This window comes from Streptomyces niveus (assembly GCF_001723055.1).
Taxonomy (GTDB): domain Bacteria; phylum Actinomycetota; class Actinomycetes; order Streptomycetales; family Streptomycetaceae; genus Streptomyces; species Streptomyces niveus.
Genome location: NZ_MDCR01000064.1, coordinates 1 through 22,914, shown reverse-complemented (window position 1 = coordinate 22,914; position 22,914 = coordinate 1). Strand labels below are relative to the sequence as shown.

General features: G+C 71.9%; 11 protein-coding genes. 8 read left to right on the top strand and 3 right to left on the bottom strand.

Annotated elements, in window-relative coordinates; all coding sequences use genetic code 11:
• Positions 1–2 precede the first annotated feature (2 nt).
• Positions 3–1,238 carry a cytochrome P450 gene (locus BHU15_RS09045; RefSeq protein ID WP_247748810.1) on the top strand — a complete coding sequence of 412 codons (1,236 nt, stop codon included), beginning with the start codon at positions 3–5 and terminating at the stop codon, positions 1,236–1,238.
• Positions 1,239–1,330: 92 nt separating this feature from the next.
• Here BHU15_RS09045 and BHU15_RS09040 read toward each other — a convergent pair whose 3' ends face one another.
• Entirely contained in the window at positions 1,331–2,917 is a 1,587-nt protein-coding gene (locus tag BHU15_RS09040; protein WP_079128021.1) for an MFS transporter, read from the bottom strand.
• 101 nt (positions 2,918–3,018) lie between these two features.
• On the opposite strand from BHU15_RS09040, the gene BHU15_RS09035 reads away from it, so the two are divergent.
• The gene (locus BHU15_RS09035; RefSeq protein WP_023543230.1) at positions 3,019–3,615 is read left to right on the top strand and encodes a TetR/AcrR family transcriptional regulator; all 597 of its coding nucleotides are present in this window, start codon (positions 3,019–3,021) and stop codon (positions 3,613–3,615) included.
• On the opposite strand, the gene BHU15_RS09030 is transcribed toward BHU15_RS09035, so the two are convergent.
• Complete coding sequence (locus BHU15_RS09030) at positions 3,598–5,115, bottom strand: amino acid adenylation domain-containing protein (protein ID WP_069626711.1); 1,518 nt, start codon at positions 5,113–5,115, stop codon at positions 3,598–3,600. The genes BHU15_RS09035 and BHU15_RS09030 overlap by 18 nt on opposite strands.
• Before the next feature lie 117 nt (positions 5,116–5,232).
• On the opposite strand from BHU15_RS09030, the gene BHU15_RS09025 reads away from it, so the two are divergent.
• Positions 5,233–5,469: an acyl carrier protein gene (locus BHU15_RS09025; protein WP_069626710.1), complete on the top strand. Its 237-nt coding sequence runs from the start codon at positions 5,233–5,235 to the stop codon at positions 5,467–5,469.
• Positions 5,470–5,484: 15 nt separating this feature from the next.
• Here BHU15_RS09025 and BHU15_RS09020 read toward each other — a convergent pair whose 3' ends face one another.
• The gene (locus tag BHU15_RS09020) at positions 5,485–6,426 is read right to left on the bottom strand and encodes an ACP S-malonyltransferase (protein WP_079128020.1); all 942 of its coding nucleotides are present in this window, start codon (positions 6,424–6,426) and stop codon (positions 5,485–5,487) included.
• Between the two features lie 224 nt (positions 6,427–6,650).
• On the opposite strand from BHU15_RS09020, the gene BHU15_RS09015 reads away from it, so the two are divergent.
• The 5 genes from BHU15_RS09015 (at position 6,651) to thiO (ending at position 22,659) form a co-directional block, all read left to right on the top strand.
• Positions 6,651–8,249 (top strand): AMP-binding protein, encoded by a 1,599-nt coding sequence (locus BHU15_RS09015; RefSeq protein WP_069626725.1) that lies wholly within the window; start codon positions 6,651–6,653, stop codon positions 8,247–8,249.
• Positions 8,250–8,314: 65 nt separating this feature from the next.
• Positions 8,315–18,898 (top strand): type I polyketide synthase, encoded by a 10,584-nt coding sequence (locus tag BHU15_RS09010; protein ID WP_171908340.1) that lies wholly within the window; start codon positions 8,315–8,317, stop codon positions 18,896–18,898.
• Positions 18,895–19,458 carry an FcoT family thioesterase gene (locus BHU15_RS09005; protein ID WP_069626709.1) on the top strand — a complete coding sequence of 188 codons (564 nt, stop codon included), beginning with the start codon at positions 18,895–18,897 and terminating at the stop codon, positions 19,456–19,458. The genes BHU15_RS09010 and BHU15_RS09005 overlap by 4 nt, the downstream gene beginning before the upstream one ends.
• A gap of 31 nt (positions 19,459–19,489) precedes the next feature.
• Positions 19,490–21,574, top strand: coding sequence for a type I polyketide synthase (locus BHU15_RS09000; RefSeq protein WP_069626708.1), 2,085 nt, complete (start codon positions 19,490–19,492; stop codon positions 21,572–21,574).
• Positions 21,571–22,659 carry a glycine oxidase ThiO gene (thiO, locus tag BHU15_RS08995; protein ID WP_069626707.1) on the top strand — a complete coding sequence of 363 codons (1,089 nt, stop codon included), beginning with the start codon at positions 21,571–21,573 and terminating at the stop codon, positions 22,657–22,659. Before BHU15_RS09000 ends, thiO begins: the two co-directional genes overlap by 4 nt.
• Positions 22,660–22,914 lie beyond the last annotated feature (255 nt).

The window sequence follows — 22,914 nt, the reverse complement described above, 5'->3', positions numbered from 1 at the left end:
ACGTGACCACCGAAGCGACTCCCACCACCCAGCAGGCCGACGAAGCGCTGATGAAGCTGCTGTCGCCGCCCTTCCCCGACGACCCCTTCCCGATCTACGAGACCTTGCAGTCGGTGAACCGGGTCCACAAGTCCGCGCTCGGTATCTACGCGCTCTCCGGTTACGAGGAGGTGACCGAGCTCCTGAAGATGCCCGATGTCCACAGTGGGGCCCGTGCCGCCGCTCAGATGCGCGAGGACTGGGCCGAGCACATCTCCCTGCGTATGTACCTGAACTCGATGGTCACACTCAACGCGCCCGACCACGGACGGGTTCGCGGCCTGGCCGCCCGGGTCTTCACCCCCAACAAGATCAAGAAGATGCAGCCCGCGGTGGAGAAGCGGACCGACGAGCTGATCAACGAACTCATCGAGAGGTCCGCCGGCGGCGAGCCGGTCGACATCGTCGAGCTGCTGGCCATGCCCTTCCCCGTCGCGGTCATCAGCGACATGCTCGGCCTCCCGTACGAGGACGGCAAGCGCACCTGGGAGCTGGCCGACGACTGGTCACGGGTCTTCTCCGGTGTCTACACCGAGGAGGACCTGGTGGCGGCCGACGCCGCCGCCGAGGAGCTGACCGGGTACTTCATTGACGTGATCAAGGCGGTCCGAGCCGAACCCAAGGACGACCTGATGTCCGCCCTCGTCCAGGAGGCGGCCAACGGGAAGCTCGACGAGGAGGAGCTGATGGCGCTCATCCTCTTCCTGTTCACGGCGGGCTTCGCGGCCACCACCAACCTCATCGCGACCGGCGTGCTCGCGCTCATCGAGCACCCCGACGAGCTGAAGCGCTGGCGCGCGGACAAGAGCATCACCCCGACGGCCGTTGAGGAGCTGCTGCGTCACACCGCCCACACCACGGCGTCGAGCCGTCTGACGACGCGCCCCGTCACCATCGGCGGCACCGACATTCCCGAGGGCGTTCTCGTCCTGGCCCTGCTCTCCGCCGCCAACCGGGACCCGGCGCGCTTCCCCGACCCGCACCGTCTGGACCTGAGCCGCGACAACGGCGCCCACCTGAGCTTCAGCGCCGGCGGCCACTTCTGCTTCGGCGGCACCCTCGCCCGTATGGAGGCCGCCGACCTCTTCCCGAAGCTGATCGACACGTTCACGAACATCGAGCTGGCGGGCACCCCCGGGCGCCGCGCCATCATGGGCCTGACCGGTTACACCTCGCTCCCGGTGACTCTCGGCCGCTGATCGCCCCGTACCAGGAACACCGGAAGGGGTCCCCGCGTGAATCTTCGCGCGGAGACCCCTTCTGCTTGGCCGCCGCTACCGGGCGGCGGTCACTACTTGGGGACGGGTGAGGGCTCGTCCGCCGTCTCGCCCTTCGTCTCGCCCTTCGTCTCGTCCGCCGGCGCGGACGTGACGGTGGGGGTCTTGACCTGGCGCAGGAGCAGTGCCGCGCCTGCGGCACCGAGCAGCATGACGACGCCGCCCACCGCGGCGCTGAGGTTCATGCCGCGGGTGAAGGCCTCCCCGGCGGATGTGACGAGGGCGTCGCCCGTGTCGGCGGGCAGGTGTTTGGCCACTTCCGTCGCGCCGCCGAGCGAACCCTCCGCTGCCTCCGCGGCCTCGGGTGGCAGCCCCGTCGTCACGTCGGCGACGTCACGCGTGTACACGGCGGCACCGATACTGCCGAGGATCGCTACGCCCAGCGCTCCGCCGAGCTGGTTGGCGGTCTCGGGCAGCGCGGCGGCAGCGCCCACGCGGTCCTCCGGAGCCGCGGAGACGATCAGGTCGGCGGTCAGTGGGATCGCCATGCCGACGCCGGCCGACAGCACGCTCGCGCCGATCACCGCCATGGCCAGGCTCGAATCGGCGCGCAGTTGCGTCATGATGGCGAATCCCGCCGACGCGACGACCATGCCGATGGCCATGATGTAGCCGGGACGGATCTTCTTCGCCAGCCCGACGGCGACCGATGTCGTGACCGCCACCGCCAACGGCGCGGGCAGTGTCCACAGGCCCGCCTCCAGCGGATTCAGCCCGTGGACCAGCTGGATCCACTGGGTCGCGAAGAGCAGGAACCCGATCATCGCGAACAGGGCCACCAGGTTGACTCCGATGGACGCGGTGAACCCCCGGTCGCGGAAGAGGCTCAGGTCGATCAGCGGATTGGGGGCCGCGCGCTGGCGCAGGACGAAGAGCACCCCGATGACCAGGCCGGCGGCGATCACCGCCGCGTACTTCCAGTCGAAGCCGTTGTCGGCGAGTTCCTTGATGCCGTAGATGACGGGAAGCATCGCGGCCAGCGACAGCACGGCACCGAGGAAGTCGAAACGGCCGGGCTTGGGGTCGCGGTGCTCCGGCAGGAGGACGGGGCCGAGCACCACGATCAGGATCGTCACCGGGATGTTGATCAGGAAGACCGAGCCCCACCAGTAGTGCTCCAGCAGCACTCCCGACACGATCGGACCGAGGGCGGCGCCGCCGGAGAGACCGGCGGTCCATACCGCGATGGCGGTACGGCGCTGGCCGGGATCCTGGAACATGTTGCGGATCAGCGAGAGCGTGGACGGCGCGAGTACGGCGCCGGACATACCGAGCACGGCGCGGGCGAGGATCAGAAGCTCGGCGCTGGTCGCGTAGGCGGAGGCCAGTGACGACGCGCCGAACACCACCGCGCCGATGATCAGCAGCCGCCGGCGGCCGATGTGGTCACCGAGTGTGCCCATCGCGATGAGCAGCCCGGCGAGCATGAACGCGTAGATGTCCACGATCCACAGTTGCTCGGTGGCGCTCGGTTCCAGGGTCGCGCTGAGGAACGGCAGCGCGAAGTACAGCACCGTCATGTCCATCGACATCATGAGGACAGGGACGACAAGGACGGCGAGGCCGACCCAGTCCCTCAAGGTTGCACGTTGCGGACTCATGGCCTCGACTCTAGATCTGTATAAGAAGTTCGTCTAATTCAGATTCTGTTCAGGACATCTGTTCAAGACAGATGTCTGAGGGGGGTGGCTAGACTCTCGGCATGGGACACCGAGAGGATCTGCTGGCCGGAGCGAAGCAATGCCTCTACGAGAAGGGGTACGCGCGTACCACCGCGCGCGACATCGTCGAGGCTTCCGGTACGAATCTCGCCTCGATCGGCTACCACTACGGCACCAAGGAAGCACTCCTCAACGCCGCCATCATGGAGGCGCTGGAGGAGTGGGCCCAGGAGCTGAAGAGTGCTCTGGCTGACGTGGGAGACCTCCCCGACGATCCGATCAAGCGGTTCGAGGTGGCCTGGACGCGCGTGATCGAGCTGTTCGAGCGCCACCGCCCTGTGTGGGGGGCCCAGTTCGACGCGATCTCCCAGCGCGACCATGTGCCCGAGGTGGGCAGCTTCTTCATAGAGGCGCAGCAGCAGGCGCAGAACGGCCTGGTCCGGCTCCTGTGGGGCGGCGAAGAGCTGCCGGGACCCACCGCGACCGCGGTCGGGCAGTTCTACCACGCGCTGCTCAGCGGCGTGATGATGCAGTGGGTCGTCGACCCGGAGCACGCCTCGACGGGCGAGTCGCTCGCCGAGGCGCTACGGACGGTCGCGGAGAACGCCCGTCACTTCGGATCAGGCACGACCGTCTGACAGCGCGGCGGCCTCCCGGGCCAACTGCGCCCGGTCGACCTTGCGGTTGGAATTGAGCGGGAACTCCGGCACGTGCCGGAAGGTCTTGGGCACCATCGGATCGGGCAGGTGCGCGGCCAGCTCGCGGCGCAGAGTCGCCGACGGAATGCGCTCGCCCGTGTAGTACAGGACGAGTTCCAGCCCGCCGTTCGGTGCCGGCCGGGTGACGGTGGCCGCGTTCTGCACACCGGTGCACTGGCGGACGACATGGTCGACCTCGGCCAGTTCGACCCGGAATCCCTGGATCTGCACCTGGGCGTCCATCCGGCCGAGATAGATCAGCTCGTCGTCGTCCAGCCGCCGCACCCGGTCGCCGGTCCGGTACCAGCGACGGCCGGCGTGCTCGAGGAAGCGGCCCCGGTTGTCGTCGGCGTCCAGGTAACCGGGTGTCATCTGCGGTCCGGCGATGCACAGTTCGCCCTCCACCGCCGACTCGCCGTCGTCGTCCAGCAGCAGGTGGTCGTGGCCGGGGTGCACCTTTCCGATCGGCACGCCGCCGTTCACGGTCTGTTCCTCGGTGGTCTTCGGCGACCAGCGGTGCCCGGTGATGGTCACGGTCAGCTCGGTCGGCCCGTACAGATTCTCGATCTTCGACTGGGGTGCGGCGACGTGCCAGTCGGCGGCGTCCTCGTGCAGCAGCGCCTCACCGGCGAAGAAGGTCCAGCGCAGTGTGGGCATCGATCCGGGGGTCAGGCCGCCCATCCGCCGGATGAACGTGATGCCGCTCGGGGTGGAGAACCACACGGTCATCTTCCGCTCGGCCAAGAACGCCGGCAGGTCCCGGTGGGCGGCGGGCGGGACGGGGTGCACCTGCGCCCCGTTGCCCCACGCGCAGAACATCTCGAACATGGCGCAGTCGAAGTTGAGTCCGACGTTCTGGCAGAACACGTCGTCGGGGTTGAAGTCGTAGCGCCGGTCCAGCAGGTCGAAGTAGTGGTGGTTGGCCCCGTGGGTGATCGGCACCCCCTTGGGGCGGCCCGTCGAGCCCGAGGTGAACAGGACGTACGCGACGTCGGACGGGCTGACGGCCACCGGCGTGTCCAGCGAGGGCCCCGTCCTGCCCTCGTCCAGGACGGGCAGATCCAGCTCGGTCTCCGCGAGTGAGGAGCGGCCGATCGGATCAGCGACGACGGTGGAGACGTTGGCGGCGGTGAGCATGGAGCGGGTGCGCTCGGCCGGGAACCGCGGGTTGAGCGGTACGACGGTGGCGCCCGCGTACAGCGCGGCGATGATCCCGACGTAGGCGGTCAGGCTCTTGTCCGCCAGCACGGCGACGTTGTGCGGTCCTTGCGGAGCCATGGCCCGCAGTGCCGCGGCCCGGCGCATCGCCAGTTCGTGCATCTGCTCGTACGTCAGGCTCTCGGTGGCGTGCACGCGGATCGCGGTCCGGCCGGGCGACAGCGCCAGGCCGGTCAGGAACCGTTCGTGCAGGCCGTGTCCGGGGACGGGTGTCTGATTCATTGTCCTCGCTCCGAAGAGGGAAAGGGGTGGGTAGGGGTGCCGACCGGTAGGGCGCGGGGCTTAGGTTGGCGGCGACGCCGGCTATTCGGTAAACGTCGGGAAAACACAGGAGCCCGTATGTGGGACGAGTCATTCGAGCAACTTCTCCGCAAACAGATTCCTCTGCTGGAACCGGATGAGGAGTTGACCGCCGAATTGAGCCTGCGCGATTGCGGTCTCGACTCCATGGGAATGGTCTCACTGCTGTCCTCGATGGAGGACGCGTATGGCGTCCGTTTCGTCGACGATGCGCTCAACATGGACAACTTCGCGACTCCCGGGGCTCTCTGGAAAACCCTGGACGCCATGCGCTGACCGCATTCTTTTCCGCTATGCGATCGCGCTGCGACGGCGCGGTCGCATAGCTGTGTCCGGACGCACCGCCACCACCTGGAACGCCTTGGTCATGACATCCACCCGTCCCCACAGGGCGTCCTGCCCGGTGACATGCACCCGCTCGACGCCGAGCCCCTTGATCGTGTCGACGACGGCCGGCCACCGCACGGTGCGCGTCACGGCGTTCAGCAGCAACTCCCGCACCCCGGCCCCCGTCCGTACCAGCGACCCGTCATGGTCGGACACCACGGGGATCCGGGGATCGGAGAACACGATGTCCGAGGTGATCCCGTCCGCGATCTCTTCCCGCAGCGCCTCGAACAGCGTCGAGTGCATCGGCGGCCGCATGACGTACAGCGGCAGGCCGCCCGCCGCGCGGAGCCGTCCCTGCAACCACTCGACCACGTCCTCGCGCACCGACAGCATGTGGAAGTCGTTGTCGACCTGGCAGGCCACCTCGTTCCAGTCGCCCCGCGCGTCCAGCTCGGCCTGGATCTCCGCGAGCGGGTCGGGCGCGACGCGGGCGAAGGACTGGGTGACGATGTCGCGGTGCTCACGGGTGAAGTAGTCGTCGACCCGGCGGCCCCACGCGGCGGTCATCTCCACGGCTTCGGGGAACGACAGCGCGCCGGAGTGCACTGCGGCCGCCGTGCCGCCGAAGCTGGCGCCGGCGCAGACGACCGGGTCCAGGTCGTTCTCCTTGACGGCCCACTCCGCCAGCGCCAGGCACTGGACCAGGAACGCGATCCGGGCCGGCTCGGGGAACGCCCCCTGGTCGTCGCGGTCTTCGGCCTCGCGATAGCTGTCGAGAAGGGAATAGCCCAGTATTCGGTCCGTCTCGGCGACGAGTCGGCGGGCTATGGGATGGGTCACCAGGAACCGCGCCGAGTCGGCGAGCCGGACCGGGCCGATTCCGGGAAAGATAATCGCCGACATATTCTCGCTCTCCCTATTTGTCGGGCTCATCGGATGCGCGCCGAAAGCCCAGCACTTGGATCCCACCTGTTGTACGGTCAGTGTTCTTGCGCCCCTACTGGCCGCATAACCCCTAATGCCCCCTAGTTCGGACCCCGGTGGCCAGGGGTTCTTGCGAGTTGAAAAGTCCACCTGTTAGAAATGGGCGGGCATTACTCGGAAACGTTGAATCGGGAAGGTGGCGCATGAGCCCGAATGGAGCCCGTCCGGTCCGGGCGCACGCGTCGGTGGACAACCTGCGGACGTATCTGCTGGCAGCCGCCCGCAGGGACCCCGACCGGCCCGCCGTGATCCAGGCGGCGGCGGACGGCGGTCTGGAGACCGTCACCTACGGCGAACTGGAGCGGCGCGTCGACCGCCTCGTCGACGCGCTCGACGCGCTCGGCCTGGATGTGGGCGACCGCGTCATCCTGGAGTCCGACACCAACGCCGACGCGGTGGCGACCCTGCTGGCCTGCGCCACGCTGGGCCTGCCGTTCACCCCGACCAGCCCCGAGGTCCCGGACGAGCGGCTGCTGACGATCATCGACAGCGCGGAGCCCGCGCTGCACATCCAGTCCGACCAGGGACAGCGCACCGGCATTCCCGAGACGGTCGGCACCGCCCGCTTCGGCCCCGGCGGCCTCACCGTGGAGCGGGCGCCCGCGCCGCGCGTCCGCCGCCGCCGCGTGGTGACGCCCATCGACACCGCGTACATCACCTTCACGTCGGGCACGACCGGTCGGCCCAAGGGCGTGGTCATGAGCCACCGCGGGGTCATCGCGTTCCTGCGGGGCGCCGAGGCCGCACGGCTCGTCACGGCCGAGGACCGGGTGGCGAACACCTCTCCGCTCCAGTTCGACTTCGCGCTGTTCGACATCGGCCTCGCCCTCGGCCACGGCGCCACGCTGGTGCCCGTACCGCGCGCCCGCCTCAACTGGCCCCGCCGCTTCCTGTCGTACCTGCGCGATGCGGGGGTCACACAGGTCGACGGTGTCCCGTCCGTCTGGCGCCCGGTACTGCGCCACGAATCCGACCTGCTGGCCGAGATGGGCCAGGAGGGCATCCTCAGCCGCATCACCTTCTCCGGGGAGGACTTTCCCCTGGACGAGCTGCGGCGCCTCCAGGAGCTGCTGCCGAAGGCACGCTTCACCAACGGGTACGGGGCCACCGAGACGATGGCCGCGTCCATCACCGAGGTGCCCAACCCGCTGCCGCCCGGCACCGAACGCCTCTCCATCGGTTACGCCGTCGCCGGCGCCGAGATGATGCTCCTCGGGTCCGACGGCAGCCCCGTCGACGAGCCCGGCACCATCGGCGAGATCTACCTGCGCAGCCCGTCGCTCTTCTCCGGCTACTGGCGCGACCCGGAGGCCACCCGCGCCGTCGTCCTCCCGGACCCGCTGCACCCCGGATCGGGACAGGTGGTGTTCAAGACCGGCGACCTGGCCCACATGGGGCCCGAGGGCGAGCTGTACTTCCGCGGGCGCGTCGACTCCCAGGTGCAGATCCGCGGCAACCGCGTCGAACTCGGCGAGGTGGAGCGCCGTATCGGCCAGTTCGCCGGCATCACCGGCGCGGTCGCGATGGTCCTGCCGCGCGAGGACGGCGACCCGCTGCTGCACGCGTTCGTCACCTGCGCCCCCGCGGGTCCCGCGCCGGACACCAGGGAAGTCCTCGCGTTCTGTCGCGCCGCGCTGCCCGCCTACATGGTCCCGCACGGTCTGAGCGTGGTGGACGAGTTCCCCGTGACCGTCAACGGCAAGGTCGACCGCACCGCCCTGGCCGCCCACGTGGCGTCCTGACCCGCTCGATCGACTCCAAGCGTCTTCTTCGTTTCCATGCCTCTTCTTCGTTGCGGAGTATGCACATGACCGAGCAGTCAAGGGCCGCGATGCTGGAACTGGTGCTGGCGCAAGCCGCAGCGGTGTTGCGGACCGCCGACCCGGACGCCTACGGGGAAGGGGCCATCGACCTGGCCGCCGACCGCCCGTTCCTGGCGGGGGGCCTGGACTCGCTGGGCCTGGTCCAGTTGCAGCGGCGGCTCGCCGCCGAGGTGGGGGTGGACCTGCCCGTCACCCTTGCCTTCGACCACCCGACACCGATCGCCCTCGCCGGCCACCTGGCCGACCTGCTGCACGGCACCGCCGGAGCGGACGCACCCGACGAGACGGCGGCGCCCGCCCTGCCGTCGGCGTTCGGCGAGCCGATCGCGATCGTCGGAATCGGCTGCCGCTTCCCCGGTGGTGTGAGCACGCCCGAGGACCTGTGGCGGATCGTCGCCGACGACACCCATGTGCTCACGGACTTCCCCTCCGACCGAGGCTGGGACCTCGACCGCATCTACAACCCGGACCCGTCCGTCACCGGCGCCAGTTATGTGCGGCGCGGCGGATTCCTCCCGGACGCCGCCGACTTCGACGCCGACTTCTTCCAGATCAGTCCCAAGGAAGCGCTGGCCATGGACCCCCAGCAGCGGCTGCTGCTGGAGACCTCCTGGGAAGCGCTCGAACACGCGGGCATCGACCCGGGCCGCCTGCGCGGCACACCCTCGGGCGTGTTCATCGGAGTGGAGCCGCACGAGTACGGGCCCCGGACGCACGAGGCCCCCGAGGGTCTCGACGGCTACGTCCTGGGCGGCAACCTGCCCAGCGTCGTGTCCGGCCGCGTCGCCTACACCCTCGGCTTCGAAGGCCCCACACTCACCGTCGACACCGCGTGCTCGGGCTCGCTCACGGCCCTCCACCTGGCCGTGCGCTCGCTCCAGGGCGGGGAGTGCGAGCTGGCGCTGGCCGGCGGTGTCACCGTGATATCCAGCCCCGGCACGTTCACCACCTTCAGCCGCCAGCGCGGTCTGGCCCCCGACGGACGCATCAAGGCGTTCGCCGCCGCGGCGGACGGCACCTCGTTCGCCGAAGGCGTCGGCGTGTTCGTCCTCGCCCGCCTGTCCGACGCGCTGCGCGACGGGCACCCCGTACTGGCCGTGATCCGCGGCACCGCCATCAACCAGGACGGCGCGACCAACGGCCTGTCCGCCCCCAACGGCCTCGCGCAGCAGCGTGTCATCCGCCGCGCGCTCGCCGACGCCCGTCTGACCGCCGACGAGGTCGACGCGGTCGAGGCGCACGGCACTGGCACCACACTCGGCGACCCCATCGAGGGCCAGGCCCTGGTCGCCGCCTACGGACGCGGACGCTCACCCGAGAAGCCCCTGTGGCTGGGGTCGGTGAAGTCCAACATCGGCCACACCGGAGCGGCGGCGGGCGCCGCCGGAATCATCAAGATGGTGCAGGCGATGCGTCACAGCACGCTGCCGCGCACCCTGCACGTGGACGCGCCGACCACGCACGTCGACTGGTCGGACGGCACCGTCCAGCTCCTCACCGAGCCCGTCCCGTGGGAAGCCGCGGACACACCGCGCCGTGCCGGAATCTCCTCGTTCGGCGCGAGCGGCACCAACGCCCACGTCATCATCGAGGAGCCGCCCGCCTCCGTCGCCGCCGCCGACGGGGGCGACGAACCCCCGGTGGCCGAGCGCCCCGTGCCGGTCGTCCTGTCCGCCCAGGGCCAGGACGCACTGCGCGGCCAGGCCGAACGGCTCCTGACGGCGGTCGACGACGCCTCGCCGCTGGACCTCGCCTACTCGGCCGCCACCACGCGCGCCGCGCTGCGCGACCGCGCCACCGTCGTGGCCGCCGACCGTGCCGAACTGCGCCGCGCCCTGACCGCCCTCGCCGCGGGCGAGAGCGCGCCCGGACTGCTCACCGGTACGACGCCGGCCGCAGGCCGTACCGCGTTCCTCTTCACCGGCCAGGGCAGCCAGCGTCTTGGCATGGGCCGCGAACTGGTGCGCGCCTTCCCGGTGTTCGCGCGGGCGCTCCAGGACGCCGCCGACCACCTCGACCTCCACCTCGACGAACCCCTGGGCGAGGTGCTGTTCGCCGAGCCCGGTTCGGCGCAGGCCGAACTGCTCCAGCAGACCCGCTACGCGCAGGCCGCCCTCTTCGCCGTCGAGACCGCCATGTTCCGGCTGCTGGAGTCGTGGGGCGTCACGCCCGGACTCCTCACCGGACACTCCATCGGCGAGATCGCCGCCGCGCACGTCGCAGGCGTCATGAACCTGGCCGACGCGGCGCTGCTCGTCGGCGCGCGCGGCACGCTGATGCAGGAGCTTCCCGCCGGCGGCGCCATGGTCGCCGTCCAGGCGGCGGAGGCCGAAGTCGCCCCGTATCTCACCGAGAAGGTCGGCATCGCCGCCGTCAACGGCCCGGCCGCGGTCGTGCTGTCCGGTGAGACCGACGCCGTACTCGCCGTCGCCGCCCGCTTCACCGAGGAGGGCCGCAAGACGCGGCGGCTGCGCGTCTCGCACGCGTTCCACTCGCCGCTGATGGAACCGATGCTCGACGACTTCCGCCGCGTCGCCGAGACCCTGACCTACCAGCCGCCGCGTATCCCCGTGGTGTCCAACCTGACCGGCGAGCCCGTCGCCGCGTTCGACGCCGACTACTGGGTACGCCACGTGCGAGAGCCTGTCCGGTTCGCCGACGCCATGAGCTGGCTCGAATCCCAGGGCGTCACCACGTATCTGGAACTGGGCCCCGACGCCGTCCTGTCGGCGATGGGCCGCGACTGCCTGACCGACGGCGGCGCCGACGCAGCGTTCGCCGCGCTGCTGCGCGACGGCCACGACGAGGAGCGCCAGAGTCTCACCGCGCTCGGCCTGGCGCACGCCCACGGTCTCGCGGTCGACTGGGACCGCTTCTTCGCCGGCCGCGGCGCCCACCGCACCGCGCTGCCCACCTACTCGTTCCAGCGCAAGCGCTACTGGCTGGACGCCGGAAGCAGCCACCCCGGCACGATCGGGCACCCGATGCTGGACAGCGCCGTCAGCCTCGCGGGCGCCGACGGAGTGATCCTGACGGGCCGGATGTCCACCCGGGCACAGCCCTGGCTGGCCGACCATGTCATCGCGGGTGTCGTCCTCGTACCCGGCACCGCCCTCGTCGAACTGGCCGTCCGCGCCGGCGACGAGGCGGGCTGCGCCGCGGTGGAGGAACTCACCCTGGAGACACCGCTGGCGGTCACCACCGACGCCGGGGTCGAGATCCAGGTCGTCGTCGGCGCGCCCGACGCCTCGGGCCGCCGCTCGGTCGACATCTACTCGCGCCCCGCGCGGAGCGAGGACAACTGGACCCGCCACGCCAGCGGAACACTCGCTGAACACGGCGAGGGCGCGGCGGCCGACCCGGCCGTGTTCGCCCAGTGGCCGCCGGCCGACGCCGAGCCGATCGACGTCGACGGCCTCTACGAGCGTCAGGCCGCGCAGGGGTACGGCTACGGGCCCGCGTTCCGACGCGTGCGCGCCGCCTGGCGCCGCGGGGACGACGTGTTCGCCGAGGTCGCACTCGACGAGGCCGGAGGCGAGCGGTTCGGACTGCACCCCGCGCTGCTGGACTCCTCACTGCACGCCGCCGAAGGCCCGGAGGACGACGGCCAGGTGCGGCTGCCGTTCGCCTGGCGCGGTGTCGAACTCCACGCCACCGGCGCCACCGCCGTACGCGTCCACGTCGTCCAGACCGCCCCGGACGAGGTCACGGTCGAACTCGCCGACGCGAACGGGGCGCCGGTCGCCACCGTCCGCTCGCTCGTCCAGCGCCCCGTGCCGGTCAACGGCGTACGGCCGTCCGCCTCGGGCGGCGGCTCGCTGCTGCGCGTCGAATGGACCGCCGTCCAGGCCCCGTCCGAGCCGTACGCCGCGTCGCACGAGTTCCAACTGGCGTACGTCCCCGAGACCTTCCCCGGCGAACCGGCCGACGCGGCCCGGGCGGCGACACTGCACGCCCTCACCCTCGTCCAGGACGCGCTGCGCGACGACACCCGCCTCGCGATCGTCACCCGCGGCGAGCCGTACGACTTCACCCTCGCGTCCCTGTGGGCGCTCGTGCGCTCCGCCCAGGCCGAGAACCCGGGCCGCTTCGTCCTCGTCGGCACCGACCACGACGTGCCCGAACACGAACTGCGCGCCGCCCTGGCCACCGGCGAACCCCAACTCGCCCTGCGCGACGGCAAGGTACTCGTGCCCCGCCTGGCCAGGACGCCCGTACCCGAGGACCCGCGCCCCGTCGCGTGGCACCCGGACGGCACCGTGCTGATCACCGGCGGCACCGGCGGTCTGGGCGGCGTGGTCGCCCGTCACCTCGTACGACAGCACGGCGTGCGGCACCTGCTGCTCACCGGGCGACGCGGCCCCGACAGCCCCGGCGCCGCCGAACTCGTCGCCGAACTGGCCGGCTTGGGCGCCCAGGCCACGGTCGCCGCCTGTGATGTCGCCGACCGCGCGGCCCTGGCCGCGCTGCTGGAGACGGTCCCCGGCGAGCACCCGCTGACGGGTGTCGTCCACAGCGCCGGAGTCGTCGACGACGGGCTCGCCGGATCGCTCACGCCCGAGCAGGTCCACACCGTCTTCCACGGCAAGGCCGACGGTGCCTGGCATCTGCACGAGCTGACCCGTGACCTGCCGCTCGCCGCCTTCGTCCTGTTCTCCTCCGCGGCCGGGACCATGGAGGCGGCCGGGCAGGGCAACTACGCCGCCGCCAACGCCTTCCTGGACGCGCTCGCCGCGCACCGGGCCACCCAGGGCCTCCCCGCGACCTCCCTCGCGTGGAACCTGTGGGCGGGCGACGCGGGAATGGGCGCCCGACTGGACGAGGTCACCCTCCGCCGCGCCGAGCGCTCCGGACTCCCCGCCCTGGACGCCGAGGAGAACCTCGCCCTCCTGGACCAGTCCCTCGTCACCGGCGCGCCCGCCCTGGTGCCGCTGCGCATCGACGCCCCCGCGCTGCGGGCCCGCTCCGAAGGCATCCCGCCGATGCTGCGGGGACTGGTCCGCCCGCCCGCCCGGCGGAACACCGCCGCGGCGGCCGCGAGCGGCCCCGGCGGCGCACTGGCCGACCGGCTCGCCGGAAAGCCGGACGCCGAACGCGAACGGATCGTCCTCGACCTGGTCCGGACCCAGATCGCCGCCGTACTCGGACACGACAGCGGCACCGCGATCGACCCGCGCCGCGCCTTCACCGAGCTGGGCTTCGACTCACTGGCCGCCATCGAACTGCGCAACGCGCTCGGTACGGCCACCGGGCTGCGGCTCACCTCCACGCTGATCTTCGACCACCCCACGCCGCGCGCCCTGGTCGACCACGTCCTCGAAACCGTACGCGGGGCCGCACCCGTCGTCGCCGCGCCGCGCGCCACCGTGCGGGCCGCGACGGACGAGCCCATCGCGATCGTGGCGATGGGCTGCCGCTACCCGGGCGGCGTGACCTCCGCCGAGGAACTGTGGCGGCTGGTCGCCGGCGGCACCGACGCCATCACCGAGTTCCCGGACGACCGGGACTGGCACACCGACGACATCTACGACCCCGAGCCCGGCAAGCACGGCACCACGTACACCCGTGAGGGCGGCTTCCTGCACGACGTCGCCGAGTTCGACCCCGCCTTCTTCGGCATCAGCCCGAAGGAGGCCCAGGCGATGGACCCCCAGCACCGCATGCTCCTCGAAGTCGCCTGGGAGGCCCTCGAACAGGGCGGCATCGATCCGCACTCCCTGCACGGCACCGCCGCCGGTGTGTTCGCCGGTGTCATGAACCACGACTGGACGACCCGCTCCGGCGCCGTCCCCGAGGACCTCGCGGGCTTCACCGCCGGCGGCGGCCTCGGCAGCATCGCCTCCGGACGCATCGCCTACGCCCTGGGTCTCCAGGGCCCGGCGGTCACCATCGACACCGCCTGCTCCTCCTCCCTGGTGGCCATGCACTGGGCGATGCAGTCGCTGCGGCAGGGCGAGTGCACGCTCGCCCTGGCGGGCGGCGTCACCGTGATGGCCACGCCCGAGACGTTCGTCGGGATGAGCCTGCAGAGCGGCCTCGCCGCCGACGGCCGCTGCAAGGCGTACGGCGCCGGCGCAGACGGCACCGGCTGGGGCGAGGGCGCCGGACTCCTGGTGCTCGAACGCCTGTCGGACGCCCGCCGCAACGGTCACCCGGTGGTCGCGGTGATCCGCGGCTCGGCGATCAACCAGGACGGCGCGTCCAACGGCATCGCGGCCCCCAACGGCCCCGCCCAGCAGCGGGTGATCCGGCAGGCCGTGGCCTCCGCCGGTCTGACACTCGCCGACATCGACGCGGTCGAGGGCCACGGCACCGGCACCACCCTCGGCGACCCGATCGAGGCACAGGCGCTGATGGCCACCTACGGCCAGGAGCGACGCGACGACCCGCTGTGGCTCGGCTCGGTCAAGTCCAACCTCGGGCACACCCAGGCCGCCGCCGGCGTCGCCGGCGTCATCAAGATGGTGATGGCGATGCGCCACGGCGTACTGCCGCGCACCCTCCACGCCGAGACCCCCTCGCCGCACATCGACTGGACCGAGGGCGCCGTCGAACTGCTCACCGAGCCCAGGGAGTGGACGGCCGACGGCCGCCCGCGCCGCGCCGCCGTCTCCTCCTTCGGCGTCAGCGGCACCAACGCCCACGTGATCATCGAGCAGGCGCCGCCGGCCGGCCCGGGCGAACCGCGCGGCCAGCGGCCCCCGGTCGTCCCGCTGACCGTCTCGGGCTCGACCCCCGAGGCGATGCGCGCCCAGGCGGCGCGCATCGCCGCCCACCTGCGCGAGAACGGCGACGTCGACGAACTGGACGCCGCCGCCACGCTTGCCCGGGGCCGCGCCGCCCTGGAACACCGGGCCGTGGTCGTGGACGCCGACCGCGACGGCCTGCTCGCCGGGCTCGACGCGCTGGCCGCCGGGAACTCGTCCGCCGCCGTGGTCCAGGGCCTGCAACGCGGCGACTCGCGCGCCGTGCTGGTCTTCCCGGGACAGGGTTCGCAGTGGCAGGGCATGGGCGTCGAACTGCTGGAGCACTCACCGGCGTTCGCGATACGCCTGGGCGAATGCGCCAAGGCGCTCGAACCGTACGTCGACTGGAACCTGCTCGACGTGGTCCACGGCGCGCCCGGCGCACCGGCCCTGGACGCCGTCGACGTCGTCCAGCCCACGCTGTGGGCGCTGATGGTGTCGCTGGCCGAGGCCTGGCGCGCGGCCGGTGTCGAACCGGCCGCCGTCGTCGGCCACTCCCAGGGCGAGATCGCCGCCGCCTGTGTCGCCGGCGCGCTGTCGCTGGAGGACGGCGCACGCGTGGTCGCCCTGCGCAGCCGCGTCATCCGGCAGGACCTGGCGGGCCGGGGCGGCATGATGTCGGTCGCCCTGTCCGCCGACCGCGCGAGTGAGTACCTGGCCGACTGGGACGGCCGTCTGCAACTCGCCGTCGTCAACGGCCCGAGCTCCGTCGTCGTGTGCGGCGGCCCGGAGGCCCTCGACGAACTGCGGGCCCGGCTGGACACCGACGAGGTCCAGTCCCGCCGTATCCCGGTGGACTACGCCTCCCACTCGATGTTCGTGGAGGAGATCCGCGACCGGCTGCTCACCGAACTGAGCGGCCTGACGCCCCGGACCTCGTCCATCCCGTTCTACTCCACCGTCACCGCGGGAACCCTGGACACCGTCGGTCTCGACGCCGAGTACTGGTACACCAACCTGCGCCGGACCGTCCGGTTCGAGGACACGACGCGGGCGCTGCTCGCCGACGGCTTCGAGACCTTCATCGAGGCAAGCCCGCACCCGGGCCTGCTGACCGGACTCGACGAGACCGCCGAGTCGGCCGGGGTGAACGCCACACTCGTCGGCACACTGCGCCGCGACTCCGGCAGCCCGCGCCAGTTCGTCACCTCGCTGGCCGAGGCGTACGTGCGGGGCGCGACCGTCGACTGGGACAGCCAGTTCGCCGGAACCGGGGCCCAGCACGTCGAACTGCCCACCTACCCCTTCCAGCGCAAGCGGTACTGGCTGCACCTGTCCGAGCACACCGGCGACGCCGTGGGCATCGGCCAGATACCCACCGACCACCCGCTGCTCGGCGCGGCCGTGCCGGTCGCCGGGGCCGGGGGAGTACTGCTCACCGGACGCCTCTCGCTCTCCGGCCAGCCGTGGCTCGCCGACCATGTCGTCGGCGGCACCGTCCTGTTCCCCGGGTCGGGCTTCGTGGAACTGGCCGTCCGGGCCGGTGACGAGGTCGGCCGGGGCCGCGTGGAAGAACTGACACTCGAAGCACCGCTGGCTCTCCCCGAGCGCGGCGGCGTGGCCATCCAGGTCGTGATCGACGCCGATCTGCGCACCGTGTCGATCCACTCGCGGCCCGACAACGCCCCCGCCGACACCCTCTGGACACGCCACGCCCAGGGCACGCTCACCGACGCCGCGCCCGAACCGGCCCACGAACCGGCGGCCTGGCCGCCGCCGGGCGCCGAGCCCGTCGACCTCACCGGCTTCTACGAGCCGGCCGCCGACGGCGGCCTCGCCTACGGACCGGTGTTCCAGGGCCTGCGCGCCGCCTGGCGCTCCGGCGACGAGGTGTTCGCGGAGATCACGCTCCCCGAGCAGGCCGCCGCCGAGGCCCAGCGGTTCGGGCTGCACCCGGCCGCACTCGACGCCGCTCTCCACGCCACCGGACTGCTCGCCACCGACGCCCGACGGGTCACCCTGCCGTTCGCCTGGACACGGGTCGACCTGCACGCCTCGGGAGCCGCCGCGCTCAGACTGCGGATGACCAGCCTGGGTGATGACGAGGTGGCGCTGCGCCTGACCGACACCGCGGGCCGCCCCGTCGCCTCCGTCGAGTCGCTCGTACTGCGTCCGGTGGCCCCGGGCGGGCCGATCCGCACCGGCGCGTACGACGACTCGCTGTTCGAGCTGGTCTGGGCACCCGCCGCACCCGTACCGGGCGGCACCGCCCCCCGGACCGTCGTGCACCGCTGCACGGGCGGCACCACCGCCGCATCGGCCCACGCCGAGACCGCCACGACACTCGCCGTCCTCCAGTCCTGGCTGGAGAGCGGCGCCGACGACGCCGTGCTCGCCGTCGTCACCCGCGGCGCCCTGTCCGTGAACGGCGAGGATGTCACCGATCTCGCCGGAGCGGCCGTCTGGGGACTTGTACGCAGCGCTCAGACGGAGAACCCCGGACGCGTCGTCCTGATCGACCTGGACGCCGTCGACGACCGCGCCGACCACACGGACGCCGACATCGACGCGGCGGTGGCCACGGGCGAGGCCCAGATCGCCGTACGCTCCGGCACCCTCCACCGCCCGCGACTCGCCCGCGTCAACGGGGACCTGAACGGCACCGCCGCCACCGTCTTCGGCGACCGGCCCGGCACCGTACTGATCACCGGCGGCACCGGCACCCTGGGCAGCCTCGTCGCCAGGCACCTGGTCACCACCCACGGCGTCACCGACCTGCTGCTCACCAGCCGCCGCGGACCCGCCGCACCCGGCGCCGCCGAACTGGACGCCGAACTCACCGCGCTCGGCGCCCGTGTCGAGGTGGTCGCCTGCGACACCGCCGACCGCGACGCGCTGGCGGCCGTGCTGGCCGACCGCACCCTCACCGGAATCGTCCACACCGCGGGCGTCCTCGACGACGGGATCCTCTCCTCGCTGACACCGGAGAGAATGGCCGCGGTGATGCGCCCCAAGGTCGACGCGGCGCTGAACCTGCACGAACTCACCGCCGGTCAGGACCTTTCGGCGTTCGTGATGTTCTCGTCCGCCGCGGGCGTGACCGGCGGTGCCGGACAGGGCAACTACGCCGCCGCCAACACCTTCCTCGACGGCCTCGCCGCGCACCGGCGCGCGAACGGGCTCCCGGCACAGTCCCTGGCCTGGGGGCTGTGGGAAGAGGCCAGCGGCATGACCGGCGAACTGGCCGACGCCGACGTGGCCGGCATGGTGCGCGACGGTGTCCTGCCCATCGGCTCCGACGAGGGCCTGGCGATGCTGGACGCCGCCGGCGCGCTCGACCGGGCGTTCCTGGCGCCCGTCCGGCTCGACCTGAGCGGGCAGAGCCGGTCCGACGTGCCCTATCTGATGCGCGATCTCGTACGCGGCCCGTCCCGCCGCGTAGTCGATCCCGCCGCACGGGCCGCCGAACCGGCCGAGAGCCTGCGCGACCGGCTGGCACGGCTGACACCGGCCCGCCGCGAACAGACACTGCTCGACATCGTCCGGGCGCAGGCCGCCACCACGCTCGGCTTCGGCGACGCCGACGAGGTCGACGCCGACCGGTCGTTCCGCGACATGGGCTTCGACTCCCTCGCCGCCGTGCGGTTCCGCAACGCCCTCGGCGAGGTCATCGGGGAACGCCTGCCCGCGACGCTCGTCTTCGACCACCCGACCTCGCTCGTCCTCACTCGGCACCTGCTCGGGGAAATGGCGATCGACGTACCCGAGAACGAACCGGAGCCCGAGTCGGCCGAGGGCGCCGAGGACCGCACCGCCGCGATCCAGAACATGAGCCTGGCCGACCTTCTCCGCACCGCGCGACGATCAGGAGACCCGACATGACCCAGCTTCTCGAAGACACCGACCGGCGCGTCTTCCCCACCGACGACGAACTGCTGCACCGGGTGCTGACCCCCTACCGGGCCAAGAAGTGCGAGTACCTCACCTCGGCGACGGTCACCTCGCAGGGCGACCCCCGCGACGGCGGACGGCTCGTCGCCACCTGCACCTTCGAGATCCCCGAGTCCTGCTACATCGACGACACCGGGCACTTCAACTCGGTCGAGTTCAACATCTGCTTCAACCAGATGGCCTACTACCTGCTGGCCATGTCGGTACGGGAGTCACTGGTCGAGCCGTTCTCCGGCTGGACGATCGAGCAGTTCTGGACCCGGCAGCTCGCCGACGTGTTCATCACCGACTTCAAGAGCAGCTTCCGCAGCGCCATGCAGGGCCGCCGGTTCACCGGCGAGATCGAGATCATCGACATCGCCGAATGGGACGCCAACGACCTGCGCGACGCCCTGGTGATCCTGCGGACCAAGTGCCACTACGCCGACGAGCAAGGTGGCGAGAGCCACGGCGAGATCACCGCCGCCGTCACCAACCCGCCCGTGATCTGACCCCCGCCCGGACTTCGCGAAGGAAGCGACAATGAGTAAAGCAGAACGGCCCGGGCTTCCTGACGGAGTCCGCGAGGTCGACATCGAGCACCTCTACCGCCGCTTCGCCGACCGCGGTCTCCAGTACGGGCCGGCCTTCCGGGGCCTGCGCGCCGTGTGGTCGCACGGCGAGGAGGTCTACGCCGACTCGGCGCTCGACACCGCGACGGGCGGCGACTACCTCCTGCACCCGGCCCTGCTCGACACCGCGCTCCAAGCGGCACTGGTCCCCGACATCGACCGCGAGGACCGGACGTTCCTGCCGTTCGCGCTGCGCGGGATACGGGTGCACAAGGGCGGCGCCCGCGCCGTCCGCATCCACACCGTGCCGGGCGACGACGGCTTCTCCCTGGCGCTCACCGGCGACGACGGCGAACCGGTCGCCACGATCGGTTCCGTCGTCAGCCGGCCCGTCACGGCCGAGCAGCTCGACGCCGCGGCGCAGCGCACCCAACTGCTGCGCGTCGTGTGGAAGTCCGTCGTACAGCAGTCGGACCACTCCGACCAGCAGCGCTGGGGATTCCTAGGAACCGACCGCATCGGCCTCACCGGCGCGCTGAAGGCCACCCGCCCCTTGTTCGACTCCTACCCCACGCTGCGCGAACTCGACTCCGTGCTCCGGGCTGCCACGGCCGTCCCGGACGTGCTCGTCGTCTCCTGCACGGACGAGGACTCGCCGGTACGCTCGGCGGCGCAGCGCGCCCTCATGGTCGTACAGGAGTGCCTGGCCGACCACCGCCTCGCCAAGACCCGCCTGGTGCTGGTCAGCAGCGGAGCCGTCGCCGCCCGCGCCGGGGAGGACCTGTCCGACGTGTCGGGCGCCGCCGTCTGGGGACTGCTCCGCAGCGTCCAGTCCGAACACCCCGACCGCTTCGTCCTGGTCGACGTCGACGACCCCGGGAACTCGGGCCGCTCCCTCGCCGCCGCCGTCGCCTCCGGCGAACCCCAACTCGCCGTGCGCAACGGCGCGCTGCTCCGGCCGCGTCTCGTACGCAGCCCACCGCCGCCGCGGCGCAGGAGCCTCACGGGTACCGTCGTGATCACCGGCGGCACCGGAGAACTGGGCCGCCTGCTCGCCCGGCACCTCGTCACCGGCCATGACGTGCGGCACCTCGTGCTGCTCAGCCGGCGCGGTCCCGGCTCGCCCGGCGCCGCCGAGCTGGATGCCGAACTCACCGCGCTCGGCGCCCGTGTCGACGTGATCGCCTGCGACGTCGCCGACCGCTCGTCGCTGGAGAGCGCACTGGCCGGCATCCCCGCCCCGTCCGCCGTCATCCACACCGCGGGTGTGCTGTCCGACGGCGCGATCGGCACCCTCACGCCACGCGGACTCGACAAGGTTCTGCGTCCCAAGGTCGACGCCGCCCTCCACCTGCACGAGCTGATCCAGGACCCGGACTGCGCGTTCGTGGTGTTCTCGTCCGTCGCGGGGCTGGTCGGCAACGCGGGGCAGGGCAACTACGCCGCCGCCAACGCCGTCCTCGACGCGCTCGCCCACCACCGCCGTGCCCGCAGACTGCAGGGCCTCTCGCTTGCCTGGGGTCTGTGGGAGAGCGAGAACGGCATGGGCTCCGACCTGTCCGCCGCCGACCACAACCGCATCAAGCGGTCCGGTTTCGCCCCCCTGGGGCACGACCAGGGCCTGGCTCTCTTCGACGCCGCGCTCGGCAGCGACGAGGCGGTCCTCTCGCCCGTCCGGCTCAACGAGGCGGGCCTCACCGGGGACATCCCGCCCGTCCTTGAGGAGCTGGCGCCCACCCGTACCGGCAAGCCCGCCGTGACCGACACCCTGGTCAGCCGGCTGGCCGAGCTGCCCGAGGCCGAACGCGACGCCGCCGCCCTGGAGTTCGTCCGCTCGGTGTCCGCCGTGGTCTTCGGCTACGAGAGCGGCGACGAGGTCGACCCGCAGCGGGAGTTCAGCGCCGCCGGGCTCGACTCCATCGGCAACCTCGAACTCAGCCGCCACCTGGCGGCCGCCACCGGCCTGCGGCTCCCGGCGACCCTCGTCTTCGACCATCCCACCCCCGCAGAGCTCGCCTCCCACCTGCGTCGACTCCTCCAGGAGAGCAATTCATGAGAACTGTTGTCGTCGGCGGTGGTGTCATCGGCCTGGCCACCGCATGGCGGGCCGCGCGCGAAGGCGTCTCCGTCACGGTGATCGACCCCGCCCCGGGCAGCAAGGCGTCCCACGCCTCGGCGGGACTGCTCCCGGCCATCAACGACCAGCTGTACGACCAGCCGGAACTCCTGCGCCTGTGCCTGACCTCCCGTGAGCTGTACCCGTCCTTCGTCGAGGAGCTGGAGGAGTTCGCTCCGGCCGGCTTCCGGCGCGACGGCGTCCTCGACGCGGCGTTCGACGAGGAATCCCTGCCGATCCTCGACCGCCAACTGGCCTTCCAGAAGTCCATCGGTGTGCGCACCGAACGGCTGACCGCCGAGGAGTGCGCCAAGCTCCAGCCGGCCTTCGCCCCCGTGGTCGGCGGCCTGCTGTCCCCGGACGACGGCGCCATCGACCCGCGCGTCCTCGACGCGGCGCTGATCACCGCCGTCGAAGCCCTGGGCGGCAGCGTCGTACGCAGGGGAGCCACCCGGATCGAGGACCACACCGTCGTCCTCGACACCGGTGACAAGGTGCCCTTCGACCGTCTCGTCCTGGCCGCCGGCTGCTGGACCCACCAGATCGAGGGGCTGCCCGCGGGCGCGATCCCGGAGATCCGTCCCGTCAAGGGCCAGATCCTCCGCCTGCGCTCCGACGTGCCACTGCTCAACGTGACGGCCCGCGCCATCTCCAAGGGCAAGTCCCTCTACCTGGCTCCCCGCCTGGACGGTGAGCTCGTCGTCGGCGCCACCTACGAGGAGCGCGGCTACGACGAGACCGTCACCGCCGAGGGCACCGGCAGCCTGCTGCGCCGCGCCGCCGAGGTCATTCCCGAGGTGGGCGCCCTGCGTTTCGCCGAGATCACCGCGGGGCTCCGTCCCGCCTCGCCCGACGACCTCCCCGTCATGGGCCCGACCACGGTTCCCGATGTCTACCTGGCGAGCGGGCACTTCCGGATGGGAGTCCAGCTGGCTCCCGTCACGGCCGTGGCCATGGCGGCCTACCTGACCGACACCGTCCCGCACGCCGCGACGGCGCCGTTCACCCCGCTCCGCTTCTCCTGATCGGTCCCACGAGTCCCCCTTCCCGCCGGCGCCGGCGGGAAGGGGGACTTCGTGCGTCGCGAGCCCGCCCGTCGCTCGCCCGCCCCGTCGCCCGACGGCCGTCCGTACCCTCGCAGCCGGGGCAGTGGGACGGCCGTGGCTGTTCACGGGGCCCGGTCGGGCTCCGGGCCCAGGCCCGCGGGTCCGTGAGACCGAGCGCCCGGCGCCGGTGGCCGAACCCCCGACAACGCCGAACGCCTGAGGCCGCCCGCACCC